Here is a 26,012-nt window from a genome sequence, read left to right as displayed (position 1 = left end):
ATATGTTTTCGGCTTTGGGATCAAGTTGGCAGCCAATAACCGTTAAAGACTCAGGCTGCCTTCGATACACACCGAGACGGCGCCGCCGATCCAGATCTCATCCCCTTGCTGCTGCACCCGAATACGCCCGGCGCGGCCCATGGCCGTGCCCTGGCTGACCACGTACTGGCTGGGGGCCAGGCCTTCACCCAACAGCCATTGGGCTACGCCGGCATTCAGGCTGCCAGTGGCCGGGTCCTCGGGCGCCCCATCGCCGGCAATAAACCCGCGCACTTCAAACTGCGCATCCACATCGTCGCGGCTCGGATCGCACGGGGCAACCACGCCTACCGCCAACCCAAGCAGCTTCGAATAGTCCGGCTGCAAGTCCAGCACCGCCTGCCGATCCGTCAACATCAGCGCCAGCCAGCCGGCGCCGTTGTCGACCCATTGGCTGCGGAGAATCGCCTCGGGTTCAAGGTTGAGCGCCACGCGCACACGCTCCAACAGCTCGGCATCCAGCGGACCTGAGCGCAGCAAGGGTGGTGCGATAAACGCCAGTTCCTGGCCCTGGCGGCGAATACGCACCAGGCCGATCTCGCATTCCTGGATGATCTCGCTGCCCCGGGGCACGCCGCCGGCTTGCAGCCACGCATGGCAGCTGCCCAGGGTCGGATGGCCGGCGAAGGGCAACTCCTGGGTGGTCGTGAAAATGCGCACCCGGTAGTCGGCACGCGGGTCGCGCGGTTGCAGCAGGAACGTGGTCTCGCTGAGGTTGGTCCATTTGGCGAAGTCCGCCATCTGTTGGTCGCTCAGGCCTTCGGCGCCCAGCACCACGGCCAGTGGGTTGCCCTTGAGGGCAACGCTGCTGAACACATCAAGTTGTTTGAAATCGAAAGTCGGCATGGGTCAGCTCGGAATATTCAGGCCACGAATCACCGCCGGCCGGGCAACAAAGCCGTCCAGCGCACGCAGCACATTGGGGAAGTCGCTGATGCCCACCAGATCGCCCGACTCATAGAAACCGATCAGGTTGCGGATCCAGGGGAAGGTCGCGATATCGGCGATGGTGTACTCATCGCCCATGATCCAGCTGCGGCCCAGCAGGCGTTTTTCCAGGACCTCCAGCAGGCGCCGGGCTTCAGCCGCATAGCGGTCGCGAGGGCGCTTGTCTTCGTAGGCCTTGCCGGCAAATTTATTGAAGAAGCCAACCTGGCCGAACATCGGCCCGATCCCGGCCATCTGGAACATCAGCCATTGCAGGGTTTCGTAGCGTGCGGCGGGCGCCTGGGGCAGCAGTTGCGCGGTTTTCTCTGCCAGGTAGATCAGGATCGCCCCCGACTCGAACAACGCCAGCGGTTCACCGCCCGGGCCGTTGGGGTCGATGATCGCCGGGATCTTGTTGTTGGGGTTCAGGGACAGGAACTCGGGCGAGAACTGGTCCTGGGTGTCGAAGCTGACTTTATGCGCCTCATAGGCCAGGCCCACCTCTTCGAGCATGATCGAGACCTTGACGCCATTGGGGGTGGGCAGCGAATACAACTGCAGGCGTTCGGGATGCTGGGCTGGCCATTTGGTAATAATCGGAAACGCCGCGAGTGAAATCATCGATATACCCCAAGCAGAGAAAAACCCATGATAGCCATCTAGCGGCCAGGCCGCATTGGTCTTAAATCCGCAACATCGGCTCGCTAATCTCTTGTCCCTGCGAACCAAAACGCTATAGCGCACTCTTAGAAGCGCTTGAACGGTTGAATGGAGGCATGCCGACATACTCACGGAAACCCGCACGATGCTCGGAGCGTCGCGGTGGCTGGGCCTTGCGGTCTTGATCCGAAGCACTGAAGACTCGAAAACTAATGAAAATCAAGCCTTTGTGCCTTGGCAAACGTTTTAAACAATATGCTTATTACGTGTTACCGATATTCTTCGTAGGCGGCGCCTTGATGCTGGCCTTCGAAGCCCGCGAAAGCAGTGCCGAACCGAAGAACGGCGTGCAGACCCTGGTCTTCCTGCGCCACGGCGAAAAACCCGCTGGCGGCCTGGGCCAACTCAATTGCCAGGGCCTCAACCGCGCGATGAACCTGGCTACGGTATTGCCGGAAAAATTCGGCGCTGCCGACTTTGTGTTCGCGGCCAACCCAACACGCAATGTCGAAGAAGGCGAATTCGACAACTCCTACAGCTACATCCGGCCATTGATGACCATCAGCCCCAGCGCGATCAAACTTGGGCTGCCAGTGAACATCGAGTTTTCGGCCAACGATACCAGCGACCTGGCTGACGAATTGATGGAGGACAAGTACCACAACTCGACCATCTACACCGCCTGGTCCCACGGCTACCTGCCGGAGTTGATCAACAAGGTGGCGAGCGAAGCGGTCGGCGAGAAGTACACCATCACCGAAGACTGGTCCGGCGGCGACTTCGACACCCTGTACGTGTTGACCCTGACCTGGCAGAACGGCAAGGCCAGCCTGCTCAGCCGCAACTACAAGCAAGGGCTTGATAACGGCTTGCAGACTTGCCCGGATGCCACACACGTAAACGCTGACACCTGATCCGCACCCTGCCTGACACACAGCCATCAAAGCATCGGTATCTACACATTTTTGCCGCAGCGCATAAATCCTGGCAGAGAGGGCTGTTGTGGCGAGCGGGCTCGCCACAGGGGAGGTCGTCAGTGTCTGAAAGTTGTGTAGATACCGATGGCCATCAAAGGCAAGCCGGCTCCTGCTGGGGTCGGGACCGCGTATGATGCGTCGCTATCGACTTATCTGCGGATCTTGACCATGTCTAACCTCACCTCTGCCAGCCCTGTACGCGGCTGGTCCTTCTGGTGGAAACCGGCGCTGTTCCTGTTGGTGGCCTGCGTCGGCCTGTATTACGTGAAATGGTCGCCCTACTACTTCAAGGCGTTCGTTGCGGCAGACAGCCACAGCATCGGCAACTCGATTCTCAATGACCAGCAAGGCTCGCCATTGGCGGCGGCCCTGGCCTATGCCCAGGTGTATTTCCTGGCGATCTGGAAAGCCGCCGTGCTGGCGGTGATTCTCGGCTCATTGCTGCAGGTGTTGATTCCGCGGGACTGGCTGTTGCGCCTGTTCGGGCGCGCCGGACTTGGCTCCACGGTACGCGGCGGGTTGTTCGCCCTGCCGGGCATGATGTGCAGTTGCTGCGCCGCACCAGTGGCAGCCGGCATGCGCCGTCAGCAAGTATCGGTGGGCGCCGCCCTGGCATTCTGGATGGGCAACCCGGTACTCAACCCGGCGACCCTGGTATTCATGGGCTTTGTCCTGGGCTGGGACTTTGCCGCACTGCGGCTGGTGGCCGGGATCGTGTTGGTGATCGGTGTGGCGCTGATCGCGCAACGTATCGCGCGCCCAGAGCAGGTGCCTGAAGTGGCGCTGGAGGCCGTGGCCAACGTCAGCAGCGCCGACAGCCAGCCATTCCTCAGCCGCTGGCTGCGCACCTTGTGGCAGTTGTTCTGGAGCACCATCCCGGTGTACATCCTGGCGGTGTTGCTGCTGGGCGCGGCGCGGGTGTGGTTGTTCCCCCATGTGGACGGGGCGATGGCCGACAGCCTGCTATGGCTGGTGCCACTGGCCATTGTCGGCACCCTGTTTGTGATTCCGACCGCAGCGGAAATCCCGATTGTGCAGACCATGATGGCCCTGGGCCTGGGGACCGGGCCAGCGGTGGCCCTGTTGATGACCCTACCCAGCGTGAGCCTGCCGTCGCTGTTGATGCTGCGCAAGGATTTCGATACACGGGTGCTGGTGACAGTGGCCGGGCTGACCATGTTGATGGGTGTGGTGTGTGGGTTGGTTGCGGTGGTCGTGCTGTAGGGTTGGGCATCGCCGCATAGGTATGCCGCTGATAGGGCTGCTGTGGCGAGCGGGCTCGCCACAGGGACAGTCGTCAGCACCCGCGCCGGGCATCGCGCTCGCGCAAATACTCCAGCACTGCCCCCTGCTCCCCGGCGAACTCGATGCGGGCGCCCTTCTTCTCACGCTGGAACGCATACATCGGGTCGTAGTATTCGCGCAGCAAGCCTTCGATCCAAACGCGATGCAGCTCCACCGAGCCGCTGCGAGCCTGTTCTTCCAGGGCCTGTTGCAGGATGCCCTGCAATCGCTGGAACCGTTCGCCCCCCAGGCGCTTGTGGATATTGCCCAGGCTCTCGGTCAGGCGCTGCGCAAACACCTCCTGGCCCGACTCACCAAACACGCTGACAAACTCGGCGCACAGGTCCACCACATAGTCGCGCAGGATTCGCTCGACCCGCCCCGCAAGGCTATCTTCCAACCACACCATCGGGAATGCCTGCATGCCTTTGTGCAAAGCCAGGGGCAGCGCACAACTGCCAATCATGCGGCTTTCATCCTCGACCACGAATTGCTCGATACCCTGGTCGCGCTTTTTCAGCAGATCAACCCCCAGGCGGTTCTCGAAATCGATGTTAGAGGGCTGTGCGGTAGCGCGCTTGCCGAAGCTGGAACCGCGGTGATTGGCGTGCCCTTCCAGATCCAGGGCATTGCGCAATTGGCTGAGGACTTCGGTTTTTCCGGTGCCGGTCATGCCGCCCAGCAGGACGAAGTCGCACTCGCGGGTAGCGCCCTCGAGCGTTTCGAGCAAAAAGGTGCGCATGGCCTTGTAGCCACCGCCGACCCGCGGATAGTCGACACCCGCCTCGCGTAGCCACTGCTGGACAATCTGCGAGCGCAGGCCGCCGCGAAAGCAATACAGGTAGCCCTCAGGGTGGGCGCGTGCGAACTGTGCCCACTGCTCGACTCGTTCAGCCTTTGTCGCCCCGGACACCAACTGATGCCCCAGCACAATCGCCGCCTGCTGCCCCTGCTGCTTATAGCAAGTGCCCACCCGCTGGCGTTCGTCATCGTTCATCAATGGCAGATTGACTACGCCGGGGAACGCGCCTTTGACGAATTCGACCGGTGCGCGGGTATCCATCATCGGTCGGTCGTTGAGAAAAATATCGCGGTAATCGGTGATATCGATGGGCATCAAGACACCTCTACCGCGTTGCTCTGTCGCTCAACCAACTGACCAATTGGCGCCAGGTTCAAGCCCAGTTCTGCCGCTGTCGCAAGAAACTCGGCCTCGCCCTCCGGCGTGACGGCCACCAGCAGCCCGCCACTGGTCTGCGGGTCGCACAACACGCGTTTGTGCAACTCATTGATGCGCCCCAACTGGCTGGCATAGCTGTCGAAGTTGCGCAACGTACCGCCGGGCACACAGCCTTGGTCCAGGTAGTACTCGACCCCCGGCAGGCGTGGGACTTTTTCGTAGTCGATCAGGGCGGTCAATCCGCTGCCGTCGGCCATTTCCACCAGATGCCCGAGCAGGCCAAAACCAGTCACGTCGGTCATGGCGCTGACCCCGGCCAGTTTGCCAAAGTGGCTGCCGGGCTTGTTGAGGGTGCACATCCAGTCCCGCGCCAGACCGATATCGGCTTCACGCAGCTTGCCCTTCTTCTCGGCGGTGGTAAGGATGCCGATACCCAGGGGCTTGGTCAGGTACAAGCGGCAGCCTGCGGTAGCGGTGTCGTTGCGCTTCATATGACGCTTGTGCACCAGCCCGGTGACGGCCAGGCCGAAAATGGGCTCCGGGGCGTCGATGGAGTGGCCACCTGCCAGGGGAATGCCGGCCGCGTCGCACACTGAACGGCCACCGCGGATCACTTCCCGGGCGATTTCCGGTGCAAGTACATTGACCGGCCAACCGAGAATGGCAATGGCCATCAAGGGGTCGCCCCCCATGGCGTAGATATCGCTGATGGCGTTGGTGGCGGCAATGCGCCCGAAATCGAAGGGGTCGTCGACGATAGGCATGAAAAAGTCAGTGGTGGAGACCACCCCGCGCTCGTCGTCGATCGCGTACACCGCCGCGTCGTCACGCGAGGCATTGCCCACCCAAAGCTTGGGATCGAGGTTCTGCGCACCGCTGCCGGCGAGGATCACTTCCAGCACCTGCGGCGAAATCTTGCAGCCGCAACCGGCACCGTGGCTGTACTGGGTCAGGCGAATCGGCTCGTTCATGGTGGACCTCACACTATCAAGTGCGCGGAGTCTAACAGACAGCAAAAAGCCGGCTGGGCTCTTGTGAGCACAGCCGGCTTTTTGGGGTTCAGCGGTTACTGGCGGGCAGCGAGCAAACGCTTGTGACGGTTGCGTCGCGCGATGTTCAGGCACTCTATGGCAGCCGAGAACGCCATGGCCGCGTACACGTAGCCTTTAGGCACATGGGCTCCGAAGCCTTCGGCGATCAAGGTCATGCCGATCATGATCAGGAAGCCCAGGGCCAGCATCACCACGGTCGGGTTGTCGTTGATGAACTTGGCCAGGGGTTCAGCCGCTACCAGCATCACGATCACCGAGGTCACCACGGCAATGATCATGATCGGCAAGTGCTCGGTCATGCCTACGGCGGTGATGATGCTGTCGATGGAGAACACCAGGTCGAGCAGCAGGATCTGCCCGATGGCCGCGGCGAAGCCGATAGCCACGGTGTTGCCGACGCTGGCCTTCTCTTCGGGCTCCGGGTCCATGCTGTGGTGGATCTCGGTCGTCGCCTTCCACACCAGGAACAGGCCACCGGCGATCAGGATCATGTCCTTCCACGAAAACGCCTGGCCGAACACTTCGAACACCGGCGCCGTCAGTTGCACGATAAACGCGATGGTGCTCAACAGGCCCAGACGCAGCACCAGCGCCATGCTGATGCCGATGCGCCGTGCCTTGGCCCGGTGTTGTTCCGGCAGTTTGTTGGTGAGGATCGAGATAAAGATCAGGTTGTCGATGCCCAGCACGATTTCCATGACGATCAGGGTCGCCAGGGCCACCCAGGCGGTGGGGCTGGCGGCCAGTTGTAAAAGGTATTCCATAGGTCAGTCCTGACGTTGTGCTGGGAAATTAGGTTTCTTTGGTGTTCGATTCAGACTCTTGCTCTGGCTGATCGTCCTTTTTCTCTGGACTGATCAAGCCTTGCGTCGCTTCACTCAATGCCTGCTCGGCGGCCTTGTGGGTGTCGTCGATCGCTTGCTTGGCCGACTCGGTGGCTTTGCCCAGGACCTGCTGCGCACTTTTCTCGACCTGATCGCAGCCGCTGATCATTACCAATGAAAGCGCAAGCAACGAAGCCGCGCCGAGAGAATTGAGTTTCATGATGTATTCCTCGTTAGAACCATTGGGTCCAAGTAGTGGCCCCGCGATAGCGACGCATTCTATGCAGGTGAACACTTCAGTAAAATTCGTATTTTTCTCGCGTATACTTCGGTTTTCACGAACTAATGGCCGCCATGCTCAATTACCGACAACTGCATTACTTCTGGGTGGTGGCCAAGACAGGCAGCATCGTACGCGCCTGTGAGCAACTGAACCTGACCCCGCAAACCATCAGTGGGCAAATCAGCCTGCTCGAACAGACATTCGGCATCGCCCTGTTTCAACGGGTGGGGCGCCAGTTGGAGCTGACCGAGGCCGGGCGCCAGGCCCTGCCCTATGCCGAGCAGATGTTCCAGACCGGCAACGAGCTGGAAGCGATGTTGCGCGCCCAGCCCAATGAACAGCAGATCGTGTTTCGCGTGGGTGTCGCGGATGTGGTGCCCAAGTCCATCGTCTACCGGCTGATCGCGCCGACCATGGAGTTGAGCGAGCCGCTGCGCATTACCTGCCGCGAAGACAAACTGGAGCGGCTGTTGGCCGACCTGGCGATCCAGCGCCTGGACCTGGTGATTTCCGACAGCCCCATGCCCAGCCACCTGGACATCAAGGGCTACAGCCAGAAACTGGGGGAATGTGGCATCAGTTTCTTCGCCACCCAGGCGTTGGCGGACCTGCACGGCGGCGATTTCCCACAGTGCCTGCACGGTGCGCCGCTGTTGATTCCCGGCGCGGAAACCGTAGTGCGCAGCCGTTTGCAACGCTGGTTCGCCGAGCAGCAGATCCGGCCGAAGATCATCGGAGAATTCGACGACAGCGCCTTGATGCAGGCCTTTGGTCAATCCGGCAGCGGGATTTTCATCGCCCCCAGCGTGATCGCCGAGGAAGTGCTACGCCAGTACGGCGTGGCACTGATTGGGCAGACGGACGCCGTCACCGAGTCGTTCTATGCAATCTCGGTGGAGCGCAAGGTCAAGCACCCCGGCATCGTTGCGATTACCGAAGGCGCCCGCCGTGAACTGTTTACCGCGTTGCCAACCTAGGCGCAGGCGGCCCGGGTCTTGGCGGTCATCAGCCACAGGGCCAGGAGAATCGACAACAGGATAAAGCCGGACGCCGCAAACCCCAGGCTGCCCAGGCCGAGGGTGTCAATCACGTGCCCGCCGACCATCGCCCCCAGGCCAATGCCCAGGTTGGCCCCGGCAATATTGAGCGACGCGGCGAATGCCGGCGCATGGGGCGCGGCTTTCATCAGCCGCACATGGCTGACCAAAAACAGCGCCGCCTGGGTCACGCCCCAGATGCCCATGGCCGCTGCCAGGCCGAGTGTGGAGTGGATCGCCGGCACCAGCGCCACCATGCCCGCGATCATAAAGCCGCAGAACACCATCGAGGCGATCAGTGGGTGCTTGTCGACCATGCGCCCACCCAACGAATTGCCGATCAGGCCGACGGCGCCAAAGCCCATCAGGCACCAGCCCACCAAGGTGCCATCGAAGCCGGCCAGGCGCTCAAGAATGTCTGCCAGGTAGGTATAAGCAGTGAACATGCCGCTAAATACCAGGATCGACAGCAACACGTGGCCCTGCATCAAGGGGTTGCGCAGGATCTTGAACTGCGAGCGCAACGTCACGGTTTCTTTCTTCACGGTGGTCGCCGGCAGGTAAATCAACAGCAGCAATGCCTTGAGTACCGCTACCCCGGCGAGAATGCCAAAGGCCGTGCGCCAGCCGAACATGTCAGAGATCAAGGTGCCCACCGGAATCCCGAAGACCGTAGCGCAGACGATGCCAAAGCCGATCTTGGCAATCGCCCGGCCAGCGTAGTCCGGCCCGACGATATCCACTGCCGTTTCACTGGCCAGGGCCCAGAACACCGGCAACCCGAGAGCCGGAATCAGCCGAGCCAAGGCCATCACCCAGATATTCGGCGCCAGGGCCGCCAGGGTATTGGCCGCGCCGAACATCAACAGAATGCTGATAAACAGGCGTTTGCGCTCAAAACGTGCGAAATACGCGGTAAGGAACGGCCCGAACGCTGCCACGGTGAAGGCAAACAGCGTCACCAGCAGACCGGCCTGGGACACGCTCACCTCCAGGTCACGGGCGATGGAGGGCAACAGGCCGACGATCACAAATTCGGTGGTCAACACCGTAAAACCGGCTGCGGACAGCAGCAGGATGGGCAACAACATGCACAACTCCAGAAACGGCGACGCCAGCGTTGGCCCAAGGGCCCGCTGACAGAGAGATAAGAAGAGGATGGCGAATCTTAACAGAATGTGACCGAGCCACACACAGACTTGGCGACTGAATGCCGCAGCAAACAGGATGCCTCCTACAGCATGTTAGACTTCGCGCCCTGTATAGCGCTGTACACATTAAAAAAACTAGAGACACTCTTATGACTGCTGCCCCTTCGCTGTTTCAACGCCTGCTGCGCTTAAGCCTGGTGACCCAAATTGTCATCGGCCTGGTCGCTGGCATCCTGCTGGCCCTGCTTTCGCCCAGTGCCGCCCTGTCCACCGCGTTTATCGGCAAGGTATTTGTCTCGGCGCTCAAGGCCGTGGCGCCGATCCTGGTGTTTGTGCTGGTGATGGCCTCGATTGCCAACCACAAGCATGGCCAGGAAACCCATATCCGGCCGATCCTGTTCCTGTATCTGCTGGGCACCTTTTCTGCGGCGGTCGTGGCGGTGATTGCCAGCACCCTGTTCCCGTCAAACCTGGTCCTCGCCACCCATGATGTCGCCATCAGCGCCCCAGGCGGGATCGGCGAAGTGCTGCAGAGCCTGCTGCTCAGTGTGGTAGACAACCCCGTCAGCGCCCTGATGAATGCCAACTTTATCGGCATCCTGGCCTGGGCCATCGGTATGGGCATCGCGATTCGCCATGCTGGGGAAACCACCCGCACCGTGCTGGACGACCTGTCCAACGGCGTCACGCTGATTGTGCGCGTGGTGATTCGTTTCGCGCCGCTGGGTATTTTCGGTTTGGTGGCCTCGACACTCGCCGCCTCGGGTTTCGATGCGCTGTTGGGCTACGCGCACCTGTTGCTGGTGCTGATCGGCTGCATGTTGTTCGTGGCGCTGGTGATCAACCCGGCGATCGTGTTCTGGAAACTGCGCCGCAACCCCTACCCGCTGGTGCTGCTGTGCCTGCGTGAGAGCGGGATCACCGCCTTTTTTACCCGCAGCTCGGCCGCCAATATCCCGGTCAACCTGGCGTTGAGTGAGCGCCTGGGCCTGCACGAAGACACCTATTCGGTCTCGATCCCGCTGGGGGCGACCATCAACATGGCCGGCGCCGCCATCACCATCACCGTGCTGACCCTGGCCGCCGTGCATACCCTGGGCATCGCCGTCGACCTGCCGACCGCCGTGTTGCTGAGCGTGGTTGCCGCGATCTGTGCCTGTGGCGCATCGGGTGTGGCCGGGGGTTCGCTGTTGCTGATTCCACTGGCGTGCAGCCTGTTCGGGATTCCGAGTGAAATCGCCATGCAAGTGGTGGCCGTGGGCTTCATTATCGGGGTGTTGCAGGATTCGGCGGAAACCGCGCTCAACTCGTCTACCGACGTGTTGTTCACCGCCGCAGCGTGCCTGGGCCAAGAAGACAAGAACCCGGCCTGATACAACAGTGTGAGCTGGCTTGTGTGGGAGCTGGCTTGCCTGCGATGGCCATGAGTATCTACACAACTCTCTGATACTTCTGGGCTCTGGGTTTTGGGCTGATGTAGGGGGCATATCCATTGCTGCGATAACGGCGGCCATGGGTTCCGCCCTTACGGCGGCTCACTTTTGAAGAGCGCAAAAGTAAGCAAAACGCTCTTGCCCCACCACTCGGCACCTCGCCTAGGCTCGGTGTGCCCGTCATCCGACATTGATTTTGGGGGTCGCCGCGATGGGCCATCCATGGCCCAGCGCGGCTAAACCGGCGTCCTGCCGGTTTACCCCCCAAATCAATATCGGATGACGGCCAGCGTGGTTCAACGGGGCGCTAAGATCAAAATCACAAGCAAAACGAGGCGGCCTGACAGCCGACCTGATCGTCGAATCGTGCGCGTACCCCTTGTGGGAGCGGGCTTGCTCGCGAATGCGGTGGGTCAGTCAATATATCCATCACTGACCCACCGCATTCGCGAGCAAGTCGAATCGTCGCACCGCCGCTCCCACAGGGGAATGCAGCTCTGCGCTCTGGCTTTGTTGTTGCTTTTGCTCAGCTTTTGATCTGGCTTTTGATCTTAGGCGCCCCGTTAAACCACGATGGCCGCAGGCAGGTATTGCGCAGTGGGCACCCCGGCATGGATGCCGGGGTAGCCGCGACACGGCCATGGATGGCCGATCGCGGCGGGCCCACGGAGCAATGCCTGACTGCGGGCATGCCGAGCCTAGGCGAGGCACCGAGTGGTGGGGCAAGAGCGTTTTGCTTACTTTTGCGCTCTTCAAAAGTGAGCCGCTGTAAAAGCGGAACCCATACCCGCCGCGACCGCGGCAACGGATATGTACACATACTCAGAAGAGCGAGTTGTGTAGATACTCATGGCCATCGCAGGCAAGCCAGCTCCCACACTTGTTTTGCAGTGTTACTCAGTAATTAGAACGCGCCCATATAGTCACGCTTGCCCACTTCCACACCGTTGTGACGCAGCAAGGCGTAGGCGGTGGTGACGTGGAAGAAGAACTGCGGCAGGCCGTAGGTCAGCAGGTAGGACTGGCCGCTGAAGCGCTTCTCTTTAGGGGTGCCCGGACGGGTGACGATCTCTATGCCTTCTTTGCCATCGATCTGCGCCGGGGTGATGGTGTCGATGAAGGCCAGGACCTTGGCGATCAGCGCTTGCAGGTCAGCAAAGGTGACTTCGCTGTCTTCGTATTTCGGCACTTCGATCTCAGCCAGGCGCGCGGAAACGCCCTTGGCAAAATCCACGGCGATCTGCACCTGGCGTACCAGCGGGAACATGTCCGGGAACAGGCGCGCTTGCAGCAAGGCATTGGGGTCGATGTTCTTGGCGGTGGCGTGGGCCTCGGCCTTGTTCAGCACATCGCTCAAAGCGTTGAGCATTTGCTTGAAGACTGGGAGGGAAGCGGCATACAGGGAAATAGTCATGACAGTCTCGACAGTGGTGGCAGGGTTTGAACAGCCGCGATTATAGACATGAGCGCTGCTTGTCTTTTATTTTTTCGGGATTAGGCTAGTGGGCTCACTGCATAGGGAAAGCGCGATGACCGCCGAGCACGACACCACCACCTCCGAGCCGCGCCTCAACAGCACGGAAATCCGTGTTCTGGGCTGCCTGATCGAGAAGCAGGCCACCAACCCGGAAACCTACCCGCTGACCCTCAATGCCCTGGTCCTGGCCTGCAACCAGAAAACCAGCCGCGAACCTGTGATGAACCTCAGCCAGGGCCAGGTGGGCCAGAGCCTGCGTGCCCTGGAAGGCCGGGGGTTTACCAAACTGGTGATGGGTAGCCGCGCCGACCGCTGGGAACACCGGGTGGACAAGGCCCTGGAGCTGGTGCCGGCGCAGGTGATTCTCACCGGCCTGCTGTTCCTGCGGGGCCCGCAGACGGTCAATGAATTGTTGACCCGCAGCGGGCGCATGCATGATTTTGAAGATGCCGAGCAGGTGGTGCATCAGTTGGAACGCTTGATCGCCCGCGACCTGGCGGTGTTGGTGCCCAAGCAGGCGGGCCAGCGCGAAGACCGCTACACCCACTCCCTGGGTGACCCGGCGGATATCGAGGCGATCCTGGCCGCCCGTGGGAGCCCGGTGGAGCGCGGCGGCGCTGGCAGCGGGGTTTCCCTGGAGCGCATCGAGGAGCTGGAAGCGCGGATTGCGGCGCTGGAAGAGCGCCTGTCGCGTCTCGAATAACCTGCCCCTTCCCCCTCTGGGAGCGGGCTTGCCCGCTCCCACATGGTCCACCAGTGTTTGTGAGATTTGTTACTGTCGGGCAAACGCTACGGCTTTCTGGAACTGTTCGTCCGTCGGGCGGATGCCGGTGTACAGCACGAACTGCTCCAGGGCCTGGATCGCAATCACTTCCAGGCCGGTAATCACCCGCTTGCCCTGGGCCCGGCCACGCACGATCAGCGGCGTTTCGGCGGGGATCGCCACCACATCGAACACAGTGTCTGCTGCATCAATGGCGTCGGCCTCGAATGCCAGGTCCTCGGCCTGGGCACCGCCGGTCATGCCGATAGGCGTTACATTGACCAGCATCTGCGGCCGTGCGTTACCCAATGTCGCCTGCCACTCATACCCCAGGTTGTGCGCCAAGGCCCGGCCCGCCACTTCGTTACGGGCAACGATCAGGCCATTGGCGTAGCCACCGTCACGCAGGGCACTGGCCACGGCCTTGGCCATGCCGCCACTGCCGTGCAGGGCAAAGGTCGAGTCCTTGGGCACCGCGTGCTTTTGCAGCAGTTGTTCGATGGCGATGTAATCAGTGTTGTAGGCCTTGAGGTGGCCGCCGGTATTGACGATGGTGTTGATCGAGGCGATGGCGCGGGCCGAGTCGTCGAGTTCATCCACCAGTTCGATACAGGCTTCCTTGAACGGCATCGACACCCCACAGCCACGAATGCCCAAGGCACGGATCCCGGCGACGGCGCCGTTCAAGTCCTGGCTGCTGAAGGCCTTGTAGTAGAAGTTAAGCCCCAACTGCTCATACAAATGGTTATGAAACCGCAGGCCGAAATTGCCTGGGCGAGCCGACAACGACATGCACAACTGGGTATCCTTGTTGGGGTTCATCAGCATCGGTAACGCCTCTTCAAGTAAGCAAATCGGTACAGACCTTACACAACCTTTACCAAATGGCAGTGCTGTTTTCCTGAAATACGTTGTCTTAAAAGTATCCCCGCGACAATCCTTGAGTCTATTGATTGCAGACAACAAGCGCAGGGGCCAACCGAGGAAAGACCATGATTCGTAAAATCCCCAGGATCGCCTTGCTGATCGGTGCACTCGCTGTAGCCGGCCAAGCCTCCGCTCATGGCGGCGGTTGGGGTGGCCCGGCCGTATTGGGTGCGGTTGTCGGCGCAGCCGTAGTGGGCTCAGTGATCGCCAGCCATGATCGGCCGGTGTATGTGCAGCAGCAACCGGTGTACTACCAGCCCCAGCCAGTGTATGCCGCCCCGCCACCGGTCTATTACCAGCCGGCGCCGGTATACGTGCAGCAGCCGGTATATTACCGCCCGGCACCGGTGTATTACGGGCCACCACGCGGCTACTACGGCCCGCCCCGAGGTTATTACGGGCGCGGCTGGTAAGCCCGGCATAAAAAGCCCCGCATTCCAGGCGGGGCTTTTTTGTGGGCGCTGGGTCTGAATAAATCTCGCCAAGGTCGTTATGGGGACATCGCTGGCAGTTAATTCCGACACTATTAAGGCCAAAGTGTACTTGCCCTACCGGTGCGCGCGCTGTCATGTTTGTGTCACGCGGCACTCTCACTATCGAAACGGTCCCCCATAACAGGTCATAACAACAAGGACGCTCCAGCATGCCCACACAAAACCCGCACCGTACCGCCGGCCTCTGCACGTCGAGCAAGGTCTATAGCGCCTTGACCGAACTCAAGCATCTTGAAGGCCATCGCAGCGCCAAGTTTCTCTCGCTGCTGGCAGAAAACCTGGTCCACAAAGGCCTGCTCAATGAACAGGAAGTGCTGCAAATGCTGGACCAGGTGGTGGACTGAGCCCCTTGTCGGCGCAGCCTCGATGGCAGTGATGTTGACTATCGAGCAGGGTGATTTTCCCTCCCCGCCTGGCCGCCGTAAGGTGACCTCCATCAGCAATGGAGGTAGATATGCCCACTATCCAGATCATGTCCGTCATTGGCAGTGCCGTCCCCGGCCCCCTGCGGGAACTGGGTTTGCTCGCCTGTTGGTACCTGGTACGCGACGGCGAAGCCATTAGTGGCCCCCTGACTTCACTGCCCGACGCCCAGGCCCTGTCCCGCAAGATGGCCCACTGCTTCTCAGCCTAGGGCAATGGCAGCCGCACCCGGGGTTTGGTTTCGACAAACAGCGCCCAGCTGGAGATAAACAGTGCGGCAATCAACGGCCCGATGACAAAGCCATTGAGGCCGAAGACCGACAGGCCGCCCAGGGTCGAGATCAGGATCAGGTAATCCGGCATCTTGGTGTCCTTGCCCACCAGGATCGGGCGCAGCACATTGTCCACCAGGCCGATCACAAACACCCCGAACAAGGCCAGCACCACCCCTTGCCAGATTGAACCGCTGAGCAGGAAGTACGCAGCCACCGGCCCCCACACGATCCCCGCGCCCACCGCCGGCAGCAATGACAGAAACGCCATCAACACCGCCCAGAGCAACGCGCTGGGGATATCCAGGAACCAGAAGATCAGGCCGCCCAACGCACCCTGGGTCACCGCCACCAGCACATTGCCCTTGACGGTCGCGCGCACCACGCGGTTGAACTTCAATTGCAGACGACGCTTCTGTGGCTCGGCCAGCGGCACCGCCGTGCGCACTTTGCGCACCAGTTCGGGACCGTCGCGCAGCAGGAAGAACAGCAAGTACAGCATGATGAAAAAGCTCACCAGGAAATCAAAGGTGCCCTGGCCAAAGCTGAACGCCTGGCTGGCGAAGAACTGACTGCCCTGCATCGCACCCTTGACGATTTTCTCGCGCAGGCCTTCAAGGTTGCCCATGCCGAAGCGGTCCAGCAGGTGCTGGAAGTACGGCGGCAGGAAGTTCTTGAATTGTTCGATGTAGCCCGCCACATCCAGCTTGCCGCTCTCGACGTTCTTGTACAGCGTCGCCCCCTCCTGCACCAGCAAGGCGCTGGTGATGATCACCGGTAAAATCGCGATCACCAGGCACACCATCAAGGTACACAGCGACGTCAGGTTGCGGTTCCAGCCAAACTTGAGCTGCAGGCGCCGCTGCATAGGCGCAAAAATGATCCCGAGGATGATCGCCCAGAACACCGCGCCATAGAACGGCAGCAGGATCCAGAAGAATGCGAGGGTCACCATGACCAGCAGCAACAGCAGGGTTTTGAATTGCAGATTCGTTTGGTTCATGTCCGATCCGTACCAGAAAAACGCCAGGCGCCCAGCGCGCCCTGTTGCTTAGTCCACCGCGCATCCGACGAGTGCCATCTTTATTTCTACAGCGTAGACCCAGATCAATAAGCGCCAGGCCCGGCTCGGCTACCCTGCCGCCCTTTTGCGACCTGAATCCCCATGCCCCCTGTCCTCGCTCCCGAATTGCTCGCCCCTGCCGGCACCCTGAAAAACATGCGCTACGCCTTTGCCTACGGCGCCGATGCGGTCTACGCCGGCCAGCCGCGCTACAGCTTGCGGGTGCGCAACAACGAGTTCGACCACGCCAATCTGGCCCTGGGTATCGCCGAAGCCCAGGCCCAGGGCAAACGCTTTTATGTGGTGGTCAACATCGCACCGCACAACGCCAAGCTGAAGACCTTTCTCAAGGACCTGGAACCGGTAATCGCCATGGGCCCGGACGCGCTGATCATGTCTGACCCCGGCTTGATCATGCTGGTGCGCCGGCACTTCCCGCAGATGCCGATCCACCTGTCAGTGCAGGCCAACACGGTGAACTGGGCCAGCGTCGAGTTCTGGCAGCAGCAAGGTATCTGCCGGATCATCCTGTCGCGGGAACTGTCCCTGGAAGAAATCGCCGAAATCCGCCAGCAAGTACCGGCCATGGAGTTGGAAGTGTTTGTGCATGGCGCACTGTGCATGGCCTATTCCGGGCGCTGCCTGTTGTCGGGGTATATGAACAAGCGCGATGCCAACCAAGGCACTTGCACCAACGCCTGCCGCTGGAAGTACCAGGCCAGCCCCGCCGTCGAAAACAGCGTGGGCGATATCGTCCAGCAGTATCAGCCCGAGCCGACCCTGGGCCTTGGCGCGCCCACCGACCAGGTGTTCCTGCTCCAGGAAGCCAACCGCCCCGATGAGCAGATGCCGGCCTTCGAGGACGAGCACGGCACCTACATCATGAACGCCAAGGACCTGCGGGCGGTGCAGCACGTCGAGCGCCTGACGCAGATGGGCGTGCACTCGCTGAAGATCGAGGGCCGCACCAAATCCCACTTCTATGTGGCACGCACCACCCAGGTGTACCGCCAGGCCATTGATGACGCCGTGGCCGGGCGCGCGTTCGACCGTGGCTTGATGACCAACCTCGAATCCCTGGCCCAGCGCGGCTACACCGAAGGCTTCCTGCGCCGCCATGTGCATGACGAATACCAGAACTACCAGAACGGCAGCTCAGTCTCGGAACAGCAGCAGTTTGTCGGGGAATTGACCGGGGAACGGCGCGGGGAACTGGCCGAGGTCAAGGTGAAGAACCGCTTTGCGGTGGGCAACCACCTGGAATTGATGACCCCGGCGCGGAATTTCCATTTTGATTTGGGGATGATGCATAACGCCAAGGGCGAGGCGATCGAGGTGGCGCCGGGGGATGGGCATACGGTGTATGTGCCGGTGCCGCTGGAGATGGATATCGGGTTTGGGTTGTTGATGCGGGATGTGTAGGGGGCTTTAGGGCCTCATCGTGGCATCGGTATCTATACAATTTTGCCGCAACGCATAAATCCAGGCAGATAGGGCTGTTGTGGCGAGCGGGCTTGCCCCGCGCTGGGCTGCGAAGCAGCCCCAGTGAGCCGAATACGGTGTATCAGGTACTTCGTAGCGGCTGGATTTGGGGCTGCTTCGCAGCCCAGCGCGGGCGATGCGGCGTTCCGACAAGCCCGCTCGCCACAGGGGTCAGAACACGCACCGCAATTGCCAGGTCAGATCCTGAACTGCCCCACCAACTGCCCCAACCGCTGGCCCAGATCCGCCAGACTGCGGGAGGTCTGCGCGCCCTGCTGGGTCTCGTCCGCCACACTGTCCACCGCCACCGCAATCTGATGCACGCTGCGGTTGATCTCTTCAGCCACGGCGGTTTGCTCTTCCGCGGCGCTGGCGATCTGCGCGTTCATGGTGTTGATGGTGCCAATCAACTGCGCCATGGTATCGAGGGACGCGCCGGCCTCATTGGCCTGGGCCGAGGTGCCATCGCCGGCATCGCTGGAGCGGCGCATGGACTCCACGGCCGCCTCGGTGCCCTTTTGCAGGCGGTCGATCATGCCCTGGATTTCCTGGGTGCTTTGTTGGGTGCGGCTGGCCAGTGCGCGGACTTCATCGGCCACCACCGCAAACCCACGCCCGGCTTCACCGGCGCGGGCCGCTTCGATGGCGGCGTTGAGGGCCAGCAGGTTGGTCTGCTCGGCAATCGAGCGGATCACCCCGAGCACGCTGACAATCGACGATACGTCCTGCTGCAGGCTGTCCAGGGACACGCCGCTGCTGCGGATGTCATTCACCAGCGCATGAATCTGCGCGATGCTGCCATCCACCACGCGTTTGGCGGCCTGGCCTTCGGCGTCGGTCTGCTGCGCCGCTACCGCAGCGCCCTGGGCACTGCGCGCCACTTCATGGGCGGCAGACGACATTTCGTTGATCGCCGTGGCCACCTGGTCAGTCTCCTGGCGTTGGCGCTCCATGGCCTGTTCCGAACGATGGGCCTGATCGGACACCTGACTGACCAGGCCGGTCAGTTGCGAAGTCATGTCGGTGATCTGGCGCACCAAACCATGGATCTTGTCGACAAACCGGTTGAACGAACCGGCCAGTTCACCCAACTCGTCCTGGCTGGTGATTGCCAGGCGGCGGGTCAAATCACCCTCGCCGGCGGCGATGTCGTCGAGGTTGGCCTTCATCAGGTGCAAGGGCCGCAGGATGGTATTGGCCAGCACCATGCCCACTGCCGCGATCAGCAATAACAGGACCACGGCAATACCGACGATGCTCAACAACACGCCTTCCATACGCTCGTTGACCTTGGCTTCCACCTCGCTGACCAGCGCGTCGATACCGTCGAGGTTGACCGATGTACCAATCACCATGTCCCACTTGGGCAAGTATTCGGTGTAGCCGAGCTTGGGCACCAGTTCGGTTTGCCCCGGCTGGGTCGAGCTGTATTGCAGGTAGTGGGTGCCGTCCTTGCCGACCTTTACCAGGTCGCGGTTGACGTAGACACCGTTGGGGTCACGGTTGTCCTTGAAGCTTTTGCCCACACCGTCGGGGCTATTGCCCTTGAACAGGCGGATGGTCTCGGAGTCGTAGCCAAAGAAATATCCGTCCTTGCCGTAGGTGGTGTTGGACAACAGCTTGACCACCTGCGCCCGCGCCTGCGTGTCGCCAGGAGCGGCGGCGTCGTACAGCGGCTTGATGGTGGTCATCGCCACTTCCACGTAACTCTGCAGGGTGGCCTTGGCATTGTTGAGCAGACGCTCGCGGGTTTCAGCCACCTCGCTGCGCGCCTGGTCCTTGAGGATCCACACCGTGGTCAGGCTGATGACCACGGCAAACAACAACACCGGGAGTACGGCAAGGGACAGGACTTTGGCCTTCAGACTCAGACGCATGGAGCTTCTCTCTTATAGGGCAGCGTTAAGAGGTTAACGGCCCTGAGAGAAAAAACTGTAGGAGCGAGCTTGCTCGCGAAAGTCGTCGGCAATAACACGGGCATCCTGGATGGACGCGGTGCCCTTGAATCCTTCGCGAGCAAGCTCGCTCCTACAGGATAGGTCAGAGGGTCATCGCGGCAAACCAGCCGAACACCAGCAACGGCAGGTTGTAGTGCAGGAACGTCGGGACCACGGTGTCCCAGATATGGTGGTGCTGGCCGTCGATGTTCAGGCCCGAGGTCGGGCCCAGGGTGGAATCCGATGCCGGCGAACCGGCATCGCCCAGGGCCCCGGCGGTGCCGACGATGCAGACAATGGCCAGGGGGCTGAACCCCAGTTGCACACACAGCGGCACGAAAATCGCTGCAAGGATCGGCACGGTGGAAAACGACGAGCCAATGCCCATGGTCACCAGCAGGCCCACCAGCAACATCAACAACGCGCCCACGCCACGGCTATGGCCGATCAAGGCTGCAGAGGCCTGCACCAGCGTCTGCACCTGGCCGGTGGCCTTGAGCACTTCGGCAAACCCGGAAGCGGCGATCATGATGAAGCCGATCATCGCCATCATCTTCATGCCTTCGGTGAACAGGTCATCGGTGTCGCGCCAGCGCACGATGCCCGACACCGAGAAGATCAGGAAACCCGCCAGGGCACCGATGATCATCGAGTCCAGCCACAACTGGATGATAAACGCCGAGGCAATGGCCAGCCCGGCTACCAGCAGGGTCAGCGGGTTGTATTGCACCGCCACTTGCTCGACCCGCTCGATCTTCTTCAGATCGTAGACGCGCTTTTTGCGATAGCTGATAAACACCGCCACCAACAGGCCGAACACCATGCCCAGCGCCGGGATGCCCATGGCGTGGGTGACATTGACCTGGCTGATATCCACCCCGCTCTTGGCGACGTTGGCCAGCAGGATCTGGTTGAGGAAGATGTTGCCGAAGCCCACCGGCAGGAACATGTACGGGGTGATCAGGCCGAAGGTCATGACACAGGCGATCAGGCGCCGGTCAATCTGCAACTTGGTCAGCACATACAGAAGAGGCGGCACCAGCAGCGGAATAAAGGCGATATGGATCGGCAGGATGTTCTGCGAAGCAATCGCCACCGCCCCCAGCAAGCAGATCAGCAGCCATTTGACGTGATTGCCGCCGCTCGCCTCCTGGCGCCCCACCAGCAGCAAGGCCTTGTCCGCCAGGGCGTGGGCCAGGCCGGACTTGGCGATCGCCACGGCGAAAGCACCGAGCAATGCGTAGGACAGCGCCACGGTGGCACCGCCGCCCAGGCCGCTGTTGAACGCGCTGAGCGTCGCGTCGATCCCAAGACCACCGGTCAAGCCGCCGACCAGGGCGCCGACGATGATCGCGATGACCACATGCACGCGGGACAGGCTCAGCACGAGCATGGTACCGACCGCGGCGATTACTGCGTTAATCATGGCTACCTCAAGACAGAAACATAAAAACAACACGCGCCGGCGCCCTGGCCAAATGGCGACCACGGCGCACACAGAAAAGGTGTTTTATTAGAGGGCGCGCACTTTGCAGCAGCCGGCGCGCCATGTCAAAGCACGACGTCGCAAACAGAATTCAATTGATCGTATGAATAAAGAAAAAAACCATGCGGCCGATACAACGGATCATCTCTGTCGTAACGAAAGGTTAAGGATCTCCATGTCGCTCAGGCAGCTGTCCATTCAATGGAAAATCACCCTCCTCGCCGGCCTTTGTCTGTTGGGGATCGTGACCCTGCTGGTGGGTCTTTCGCTGTATCGGATGGACCAGAGCTCACAACGGGTCCAGACCTCCAGCACGCAGATGCTCAATGTCGCGGCCCAATCGCGCATCGAAGCCCAGGGTGAAGTCCAGGCATTGGGCATCCGCCAGCAGTTTATGGACGCCTACCAATACGGCCATGGTTTCTCGCGCCAGGTGCTGTTTTTGCGGGAACAGGCCGAGAAACGCTTCCTCGATGCCTTTGACTTGCGTGAAGACCTGACCCGCCAAGTCAAGGCCGCGCTGCAGGCCAATCCGGATCTGCTGGGCCTGTCTCTGGTATTCGAAGCCAATGCCCTGGATGGCAAGGATGAGTTGTTTGCCGGCCAGCAAGAGCTGGGCAGTAACGAGAAGGGCCGCTTCGCCCTGTACTGGTCGCAGCCGACACCCGGTAAGCTGACCTCGATGGCACTGCCGGAAAGCGACATGTCCGACACCAGCATCGGCCCCAGCGGCGAAAAGGCCAACACCTGGTTCACCTGCCCGCGCACCACCCTCAAACCGTGCGTGATCGAACCGTACTTCTATGTGATCGACGGGCAGAACGTATTGCTCACCAGCATCGTGTTCCCCCTCACGGTCAATGGCAAAGTCATCGCCTCGCTGTCGGTGGACATCAACCTCAACAGCCTGCAGGCGGTCAGCCAGAATGCCAGCCGCAAGCTGTATGACGGCCAGACCAACGTCAGCATCATCAGCCCGGTGGGTTTGCTTGCCGGCTATAGCCCGGATGCGAGCAAGCTCAGCCAGCGCCTGGACAGCGTCGACACCACCAGCGGCGCACAACTGATCAGTGCCATGGCCAGCAGTACCCAGACCTACAGCCTGCGCACCGGCCAGCAACTCAAGGTACTGGCGCCGTTCCAGCCAATCCCCGATGGCAAGTCCTGGGGCGTGTTGCTGGACGTGCCGGAAAACGTGCTGATCGGCCCCGCCCAAGCCCTCAAGGCCGAACTGGATGCCGACAACACCAAAGGCACCTTGCTGGAACTGGGCCTGGGCTTGCTCGCCGCAGTGGTCGGTTTGCTGTTGGTGTGGCTGATGGCCCGCAGCGTCACCCGGCCAATCCTCGGCGTGGCCCACATGCTGGAGGATATCGCCAGCGGCGAAGGTGACTTGACCAGGCGCCTGGCCTACGACAAGCGCGACGAGCTCGGTGAACTGGCCAGTTGGTTCAACCGTTTCCTCGACAAGCTGCAACCGATCATTGCCGAGGTCAAACGCTCGGTGCAGGACGCACGCAGCACCGCCGACCAATCGGCGGCGATTGCCAGCCAGACCAGTGCCGGCATGGAGCAGCAATACCGCCAGGTGGACCAGGTGGCCACCGCCTCCCACGAGATGAGCGCCACCGCCCAGGACGTCGCCCGCAGCGCTGCCCAGGCCGCACACGCCGCTCGGGATGCCGATCAGGCCACCCGCGACGGCCTGACCGTGATCGACCGCACCACCGCTAGCATCGGCCACCTCGCCGCCGATATGAGTACCGCAATGGCCCAGGTCGAAGGCCTGGCGGCCAATAGCGAGCAGATCGGTTCTGTGCTGGAAGTGATCCGCGCAATTGCCGAACAGACCAACCTGCTGGCCCTCAACGCCGCCATTGAAGCCGCCCGTGCCGGTGAGGCCGGACGTGGCTTTGCAGTGGTCGCCGATGAGGTGCGCAACCTCGCACGGCGTACCCAGGAGTCGGTGGAAGAAACCCGCCAGGTGATCGAACAGTTGCAAAACGGCACCCAGGAAGTGGTGAGTTCCATGAACAACAGTCATCGCCAGGCCCAAGGCAGTGTCGAACAGGTCGGCCAGGCAGTGACGGCATTGCGCCAGATCGGCGATGCGGTGACGGTGATCAGCGATATGAACCTGCAGATCGCCAGCGCCGCCGAGCAACAAAGCGCAGTGGCCGAAGAGATCAACAGCAACGTGGCGACGATTCGCGACGTGACCGAGTCGCTGTCGGGCCAGGCCAATGAGTCGGCCCGGGTCAGCCAGACACTCAATAGCCTGGCCAATCAACAACAGGGCTTGATGGATCAGTTCCGCGTCTGATGGCGATTTAAAAGGCGCGGGGCCTGGCGTCGGACGCAGGATCCAGCTCACAACTCCAGAGCTCCAACGCCGGCCGGCTCGCGTGTGGCGGGCCGAGCCAGGCACTCAGCCACTCGCACTGCTGGTTGATACACAGTTGATAATCCCCCGCCTCAGGGGTGCGCCCCAAGCGCAGGGGTTGCAAGGGGGGCAGTTGACGCTGGTAATGCCAACTGCCCTCGCGCAGTTCGGCGCCGTCGGGAATTTCCATACCGGCCCCGGAACCCTTGACCCGCGCCTGACCCAGTACCAGCCCCGCAGGCGTTACGCGGTAATCCTCCTCCCAGCGCACTTTCTCAACGGTATGAGTCCAGGCCAGGGTAAAGGCTGGCGTGGGGACTTGTGCCCAGACTGCACCCGCCAAGCCCAGGCACAGGCCAATCACGCCGTGGCCACCCGAGCCCGGCGGGCGCGCCAGCAATGCTGCGCGATCAGCAGCGCCGCCAGGGCGAAGCCGATTTCATCGCTTAACGGCGTCGCCAGAATCAGGCTGCCACCGGCGACCAAGCCCAGCACGCGCTCCCACCCATTGAGTCGGGCCTGCAAGTAGCCGGTAAATGCCGCGCCCCAAATGCCGATGGCCAATAACGCCTTGGCGACCACATACAGTGTGGCCAGCAGGCTATCGCTCTGCAGCATCAGCGCCGGCTCATACACCGCCATAAAGGGCACAACGAACCCGGCCACGGCGATGCGCACCGCCCAAAAGCTGATCTTCAGCCCGCTCTCCCTGGCAATCGGTGCGGCCGCGAAACAGGCCAGCGCCACCGGCGGCGTGAGGTCGGCCATGATGCCGAAATAGAACACGAACATATGCGACACAATCAGCGGCACGCCCAGGTCCAAGAGTGCCGGGGCCGCAATCGAGCTGGTGATGATGTAGTTGGGAATGGTCGGGATGCCCATGCCCAGCACCAGACAGGTGAGCATGGTCAGCACCAGCGAGAGGAACAGATTGTCCTGGCCGATGGCGAGGATGTAACCCGCGAAGGTGGAAGCCACGCCGGTCAGCGACACCACCCCGATAATCACCCCGACCAGGGCACAGGCGATCCCTACCGGCACCGCATGGCGCGCGCCTTCTACCAGCGCATGCAGGCAGATGGTCAGGGTGTCGCGACCGCCTTTGATAAACCAGCAGGCCGCCACCAGCAGTGCCACCACCCCGAACACCATACCGATACCCAGCCGGAAGAAGCCTGCGCAGAGCACGCCCAGGACGATCCAGAAAACAAAACGCATGGCCGTGGACGAGACCCGCAGGACGATCGCCGAGCCGAGAATCACAATGGACGTCAGTGCCAGGCCGACCATGCCGGAGAACAACGGTGTGCGCCCGGAGAACAGCAGGTAGATCAGCACGAACAGCGGAATCAGCAGATACCAGCGCTGCTTCACCGACGCCCAGGGGTTGGGGCACTCCTCCTTGGGCAAGCCACGCAGGTTGGAGCGCTTGGCTTCCAGGTGAACCATCCAGAATACCGAGCCGAAGTACAGCAAGGCCGGAATCAGCGCGGCCTTGGCCACCTCGAAGAACGGCACGTTGATCGTCTCGGCCATGATAAAGGCCACCGCGCCCATGATCGGCGGCATGATCTGGCTGCCCATCGACGAAGTCGCCTCCACGCCACCGGCAAACGCCGATTTGTAGCCAAAGCGCTTCATCAAAGGGATGGTGAATTGGCCGGTGGTGACCACATTGGCCACCCCCGAACCGGTGATGGTGCCCATCAGTGCCGACGACACCACTGAAACCTTGGCCGGGCCACCGAGTTTATGGCCGAACAGGCCCATGGCGAAATCGGTGAACAGCTTGATCATCCCGGCCTGTTCGAGGAACGCGCCGAACAAAATAAACAGGAAGATGTACGTGGCCGAGACGTAGGTCGGCGTGCCGTACAGCCCCTCGGTGCCAAAGGCCAGTTGGTTGACGACCTGGTCGATGGCATAGCCGCGGTGCATCAGGTCGCCCGGCAGGTACTGGCCAAACAGGCCGTAGACCAGGAACAGCGCACAGATCAGTGGCAAGGCAATGCCCATCACCCGCCGCGCCGCTTCAAACACCAGCACGATCAGCACCAGGCCGACGACCATGTCGCTGGTGGTCAAATCGCCGGAGCGCTGGATCAAGTCCGCTTCGAAGTACCACTGGTAGAACGCCGTGCCCATCCCGACCAGACCCAATAGCCAGGCCAGGGGCTGCCAGGGCTGTTCCTTGCCACGCGCCGGAAAGCACAGAAACACCACCAGTAGCAGAAAGCCCACGTGCACGGCCCGCAGAATCTGGCTGGAGACGGGGTGAAAGGCAGCGGTGATGATTTGGAACACGGAAAATAACAGCGCGACATAGAACAGCGCTCGGGGCCAATCCCTGGGATTGGCGGCGAGGCTTTGGTCTTGCTCACTCATGCAGGTACTCCCTCGTTACAACGTCGATAGGCCAACAAAACCTGGCGCGCGGTATACGCAGGTTTTATTC

General features: G+C 61.3%; 24 protein-coding genes. 10 read left to right on the top strand and 14 right to left on the bottom strand.

Annotation, left to right across the window (positions count from 1 at the left end; all coding sequences use genetic code 11):
• Nucleotides 1–42: 42 nt before the first annotated feature.
• Both HBO09_RS16310 and HBO09_RS16305 read right to left on the bottom strand, forming a co-directional pair.
• Entirely contained in the window at nt 43–885 is an 843-nt protein-coding gene (locus HBO09_RS16310) for a PhzF family phenazine biosynthesis protein (RefSeq protein WP_169994825.1), read from the bottom strand.
• Nucleotides 886–888: 3 nt separating this feature from the next.
• The gene (locus HBO09_RS16305; protein WP_169994827.1) at nt 889–1,587 is read right to left on the bottom strand and encodes a glutathione S-transferase N-terminal domain-containing protein; all 699 of its coding nucleotides are present in this window, start codon (nt 1,585–1,587) and stop codon (nt 889–891) included.
• Between the two features lie 251 nt (nt 1,588–1,838).
• On the opposite strand from HBO09_RS16305, the gene HBO09_RS16300 reads away from it, so the two are divergent.
• Together HBO09_RS16300 and HBO09_RS16295 are read left to right on the top strand one after the other, a co-directional pair.
• Nucleotides 1,839–2,540, top strand: coding sequence for a histidine phosphatase family protein (locus HBO09_RS16300; protein ID WP_169994829.1), 702 nt, complete (start codon nt 1,839–1,841; stop codon nt 2,538–2,540).
• A gap of 231 nt (nt 2,541–2,771) precedes the next feature.
• Nucleotides 2,772–3,827 carry a permease gene (locus HBO09_RS16295; RefSeq protein WP_169994831.1) on the top strand — a complete coding sequence of 352 codons (1,056 nt, stop codon included), beginning with the start codon at nt 2,772–2,774 and terminating at the stop codon, nt 3,825–3,827.
• Between the two features lie 73 nt (nt 3,828–3,900).
• Here the strand turns inward: HBO09_RS16295 and mnmH are convergent, their stop codons facing one another.
• The 4 genes from mnmH to HBO09_RS16275 all read right to left on the bottom strand — a co-directional run bounded on the left by mnmH (nt 3,901) and on the right by HBO09_RS16275 (nt 7,163).
• Entirely contained in the window at nt 3,901–5,004 is a 1,104-nt protein-coding gene (gene mnmH, locus HBO09_RS16290) for a tRNA 2-selenouridine(34) synthase MnmH (protein ID WP_169994833.1), read from the bottom strand.
• The gene (gene selD, locus HBO09_RS16285; RefSeq protein ID WP_169994835.1) at nt 5,004–6,038 is read right to left on the bottom strand and encodes a selenide, water dikinase SelD; all 1,035 of its coding nucleotides are present in this window, start codon (nt 6,036–6,038) and stop codon (nt 5,004–5,006) included. The genes mnmH and selD overlap by 1 nt, the downstream gene beginning before the upstream one ends.
• A 95-nt stretch (nt 6,039–6,133) precedes the next feature.
• Nucleotides 6,134–6,883 carry a TerC family protein gene (locus HBO09_RS16280; RefSeq protein ID WP_169994837.1) on the bottom strand — a complete coding sequence of 250 codons (750 nt, stop codon included), beginning with the start codon at nt 6,881–6,883 and terminating at the stop codon, nt 6,134–6,136.
• A 28-nt stretch (nt 6,884–6,911) separates the two neighbouring features.
• Nucleotides 6,912–7,163, bottom strand: a complete 252-nt coding sequence (locus tag HBO09_RS16275) for a hypothetical protein (protein WP_029296611.1) — start codon at nt 7,161–7,163, stop codon at nt 6,912–6,914.
• Between the two features lie 134 nt (nt 7,164–7,297).
• Between HBO09_RS16275 and nhaR the strand changes: the two genes are divergently transcribed.
• A complete protein-coding gene (gene nhaR / locus HBO09_RS16270) occupies nt 7,298–8,203 on the top strand; it encodes a transcriptional activator NhaR (RefSeq protein ID WP_169994839.1) in 906 nt (301 codons plus the stop codon).
• On the opposite strand, the gene HBO09_RS16265 is transcribed toward nhaR, so the two are convergent.
• A complete protein-coding gene (locus HBO09_RS16265; protein ID WP_169994841.1) occupies nt 8,200–9,354 on the bottom strand; it encodes an MFS transporter in 1,155 nt (384 codons plus the stop codon). The two genes, nhaR and HBO09_RS16265, sit on opposite strands and share 4 nt — an antisense overlap.
• A 209-nt stretch (nt 9,355–9,563) precedes the next feature.
• On the opposite strand from HBO09_RS16265, the gene sstT reads away from it, so the two are divergent.
• Nucleotides 9,564–10,787 (top strand): serine/threonine transporter SstT, encoded by a 1,224-nt coding sequence (gene sstT / locus HBO09_RS16260; RefSeq protein WP_169994843.1) that lies wholly within the window; start codon nt 9,564–9,566, stop codon nt 10,785–10,787.
• Nucleotides 10,788–11,751: 964 nt separating this feature from the next.
• Here sstT and HBO09_RS16255 read toward each other — a convergent pair.
• Nucleotides 11,752–12,261 carry a DUF1993 domain-containing protein gene (locus tag HBO09_RS16255; RefSeq protein WP_032857425.1) on the bottom strand — a complete coding sequence of 170 codons (510 nt, stop codon included), beginning with the start codon at nt 12,259–12,261 and terminating at the stop codon, nt 11,752–11,754.
• 115 nt (nt 12,262–12,376) lie between these two features.
• Here HBO09_RS16255 and HBO09_RS16250 point away from each other — a divergent pair, with 115 nt between their 5' ends.
• Nucleotides 12,377–13,027 (top strand): DUF480 domain-containing protein, encoded by a 651-nt coding sequence (locus HBO09_RS16250; protein ID WP_169994845.1) that lies wholly within the window; start codon nt 12,377–12,379, stop codon nt 13,025–13,027.
• 69 nt (nt 13,028–13,096) lie between these two features.
• Here HBO09_RS16250 and HBO09_RS16245 read toward each other — a convergent pair whose 3' ends face one another.
• Nucleotides 13,097–13,915, bottom strand: coding sequence for a shikimate 5-dehydrogenase (locus HBO09_RS16245; protein ID WP_169994847.1), 819 nt, complete (start codon nt 13,913–13,915; stop codon nt 13,097–13,099).
• A 164-nt stretch (nt 13,916–14,079) separates the two neighbouring features.
• Here HBO09_RS16245 and HBO09_RS16240 point away from each other — a divergent pair, with 164 nt between their 5' ends.
• The 3 genes from HBO09_RS16240 to HBO09_RS16230 all read left to right on the top strand — a co-directional run bounded on the left by HBO09_RS16240 (nt 14,080) and on the right by HBO09_RS16230 (nt 15,142).
• Nucleotides 14,080–14,427, top strand: a complete 348-nt coding sequence (locus HBO09_RS16240; protein WP_169994850.1) for a hypothetical protein — start codon at nt 14,080–14,082, stop codon at nt 14,425–14,427.
• 230 nt (nt 14,428–14,657) lie between these two features.
• Nucleotides 14,658–14,852 carry a hypothetical protein gene (locus HBO09_RS16235; protein WP_169994852.1) on the top strand — a complete coding sequence of 65 codons (195 nt, stop codon included), beginning with the start codon at nt 14,658–14,660 and terminating at the stop codon, nt 14,850–14,852.
• A gap of 110 nt (nt 14,853–14,962) precedes the next feature.
• Entirely contained in the window at nt 14,963–15,142 is a 180-nt protein-coding gene (locus HBO09_RS16230; RefSeq protein WP_169956212.1) for a hypothetical protein, read from the top strand.
• Here HBO09_RS16230 and HBO09_RS16225 read toward each other — a convergent pair.
• Nucleotides 15,139–16,206: an AI-2E family transporter gene (locus HBO09_RS16225; protein ID WP_169994854.1), complete on the bottom strand. Its 1,068-nt coding sequence runs from the start codon at nt 16,204–16,206 to the stop codon at nt 15,139–15,141. The two genes, HBO09_RS16230 and HBO09_RS16225, sit on opposite strands and share 4 nt — an antisense overlap.
• Before the next feature lie 162 nt (nt 16,207–16,368).
• On the opposite strand from HBO09_RS16225, the gene yegQ reads away from it, so the two are divergent.
• On the top strand, nt 16,369–17,688 hold the full coding sequence (gene yegQ / locus HBO09_RS16220) for a tRNA 5-hydroxyuridine modification protein YegQ (RefSeq protein WP_169994856.1): 1,320 nt from the start codon (nt 16,369–16,371) through the stop codon (nt 17,686–17,688).
• A 257-nt stretch (nt 17,689–17,945) separates the two neighbouring features.
• On the opposite strand, the gene HBO09_RS16215 is transcribed toward yegQ, so the two are convergent.
• A complete protein-coding gene (locus HBO09_RS16215) occupies nt 17,946–19,625 on the bottom strand; it encodes a methyl-accepting chemotaxis protein (protein ID WP_169994858.1) in 1,680 nt (559 codons plus the stop codon).
• Between the two features lie 163 nt (nt 19,626–19,788).
• Nucleotides 19,789–21,108, bottom strand: coding sequence for a Na+/H+ antiporter NhaC family protein (locus tag HBO09_RS16210; protein ID WP_169995082.1), 1,320 nt, complete (start codon nt 21,106–21,108; stop codon nt 19,789–19,791).
• 238 nt (nt 21,109–21,346) lie between these two features.
• Here HBO09_RS16210 and HBO09_RS16205 point away from each other — a divergent pair, with 238 nt between their 5' ends.
• Complete coding sequence (locus HBO09_RS16205; RefSeq protein ID WP_169994861.1) at nt 21,347–23,494, top strand: methyl-accepting chemotaxis protein; 2,148 nt, start codon at nt 21,347–21,349, stop codon at nt 23,492–23,494.
• A 7-nt stretch (nt 23,495–23,501) separates the two neighbouring features.
• Here the strand turns inward: HBO09_RS16205 and HBO09_RS16200 are convergent, their stop codons facing one another.
• Together HBO09_RS16200 and HBO09_RS16195 are read right to left on the bottom strand one after the other, a co-directional pair.
• Entirely contained in the window at nt 23,502–23,918 is a 417-nt protein-coding gene (locus HBO09_RS16200; RefSeq protein WP_169994863.1) for a DUF1850 domain-containing protein, read from the bottom strand.
• Nucleotides 23,915–25,942, bottom strand: coding sequence for a TRAP transporter permease (locus HBO09_RS16195; RefSeq protein WP_169994865.1), 2,028 nt, complete (start codon nt 25,940–25,942; stop codon nt 23,915–23,917). Before HBO09_RS16195 ends, HBO09_RS16200 begins: the two co-directional genes overlap by 4 nt.
• Nucleotides 25,943–26,012: the final 70 nt, after the last annotated feature.

Origin of the sequence: Pseudomonas sp. WS 5027, assembly GCF_012985695.1 — a bacterium.
Lineage (GTDB): Bacteria > Pseudomonadota > Gammaproteobacteria > Pseudomonadales > Pseudomonadaceae > Aquipseudomonas > Aquipseudomonas hygromyciniae.
Note: the sequence above shows the minus strand (reverse complement) of the source record. Positions and strands in the feature narration are given on the sequence as shown.

What these genes read in the sequence shown, in the direction of transcription:
- HBO09_RS16310 (WP_169994825.1), bottom strand. Translation starts at nt 885, where the DNA reads ATGCCGACTTTCGATTTCAAACAACTTGATGTGTTCAGCAGCGTTGCC.
- HBO09_RS16305 (WP_169994827.1), bottom strand. Translation starts at nt 1,587, where the DNA reads ATGATTTCACTCGCGGCGTTTCCGATTATTACCAAATGGCCAGCCCAG.
- HBO09_RS16300 (WP_169994829.1), top strand. Translation starts at nt 1,839, where the DNA reads ATGAAAATCAAGCCTTTGTGCCTTGGCAAACGTTTTAAACAATATGCT.
- HBO09_RS16295 (WP_169994831.1), top strand. Translation starts at nt 2,772, where the DNA reads ATGTCTAACCTCACCTCTGCCAGCCCTGTACGCGGCTGGTCCTTCTGG.
- mnmH (WP_169994833.1), bottom strand. Translation starts at nt 5,004, where the DNA reads ATGCCCATCGATATCACCGATTACCGCGATATTTTTCTCAACGACCGA.
- selD (WP_169994835.1), bottom strand. Translation starts at nt 6,038, where the DNA reads ATGAACGAGCCGATTCGCCTGACCCAGTACAGCCACGGTGCCGGTTGC.
- HBO09_RS16280 (WP_169994837.1), bottom strand. Translation starts at nt 6,883, where the DNA reads ATGGAATACCTTTTACAACTGGCCGCCAGCCCCACCGCCTGGGTGGCC.
- HBO09_RS16275 (WP_029296611.1), bottom strand. Translation starts at nt 7,163, where the DNA reads ATGAAACTCAATTCTCTCGGCGCGGCTTCGTTGCTTGCGCTTTCATTG.
- nhaR (WP_169994839.1), top strand. Translation starts at nt 7,298, where the DNA reads ATGCTCAATTACCGACAACTGCATTACTTCTGGGTGGTGGCCAAGACA.
- HBO09_RS16265 (WP_169994841.1), bottom strand. Translation starts at nt 9,354, where the DNA reads ATGTTGTTGCCCATCCTGCTGCTGTCCGCAGCCGGTTTTACGGTGTTG.
- sstT (WP_169994843.1), top strand. Translation starts at nt 9,564, where the DNA reads ATGACTGCTGCCCCTTCGCTGTTTCAACGCCTGCTGCGCTTAAGCCTG.
- HBO09_RS16255 (WP_032857425.1), bottom strand. Translation starts at nt 12,261, where the DNA reads ATGACTATTTCCCTGTATGCCGCTTCCCTCCCAGTCTTCAAGCAAATG.
- HBO09_RS16250 (WP_169994845.1), top strand. Translation starts at nt 12,377, where the DNA reads ATGACCGCCGAGCACGACACCACCACCTCCGAGCCGCGCCTCAACAGC.
- HBO09_RS16245 (WP_169994847.1), bottom strand. Translation starts at nt 13,915, where the DNA reads ATGCTGATGAACCCCAACAAGGATACCCAGTTGTGCATGTCGTTGTCG.
- HBO09_RS16240 (WP_169994850.1), top strand. Translation starts at nt 14,080, where the DNA reads ATGATTCGTAAAATCCCCAGGATCGCCTTGCTGATCGGTGCACTCGCT.
- HBO09_RS16235 (WP_169994852.1), top strand. Translation starts at nt 14,658, where the DNA reads ATGCCCACACAAAACCCGCACCGTACCGCCGGCCTCTGCACGTCGAGC.
- HBO09_RS16230 (WP_169956212.1), top strand. Translation starts at nt 14,963, where the DNA reads ATGCCCACTATCCAGATCATGTCCGTCATTGGCAGTGCCGTCCCCGGC.
- HBO09_RS16225 (WP_169994854.1), bottom strand. Translation starts at nt 16,206, where the DNA reads ATGAACCAAACGAATCTGCAATTCAAAACCCTGCTGTTGCTGCTGGTC.
- yegQ (WP_169994856.1), top strand. Translation starts at nt 16,369, where the DNA reads ATGCCCCCTGTCCTCGCTCCCGAATTGCTCGCCCCTGCCGGCACCCTG.
- HBO09_RS16215 (WP_169994858.1), bottom strand. Translation starts at nt 19,625, where the DNA reads ATGCGTCTGAGTCTGAAGGCCAAAGTCCTGTCCCTTGCCGTACTCCCG.
- HBO09_RS16205 (WP_169994861.1), top strand. Translation starts at nt 21,347, where the DNA reads ATGTCGCTCAGGCAGCTGTCCATTCAATGGAAAATCACCCTCCTCGCC.
- HBO09_RS16195 (WP_169994865.1), bottom strand. Translation starts at nt 25,942, where the DNA reads ATGAGTGAGCAAGACCAAAGCCTCGCCGCCAATCCCAGGGATTGGCCC.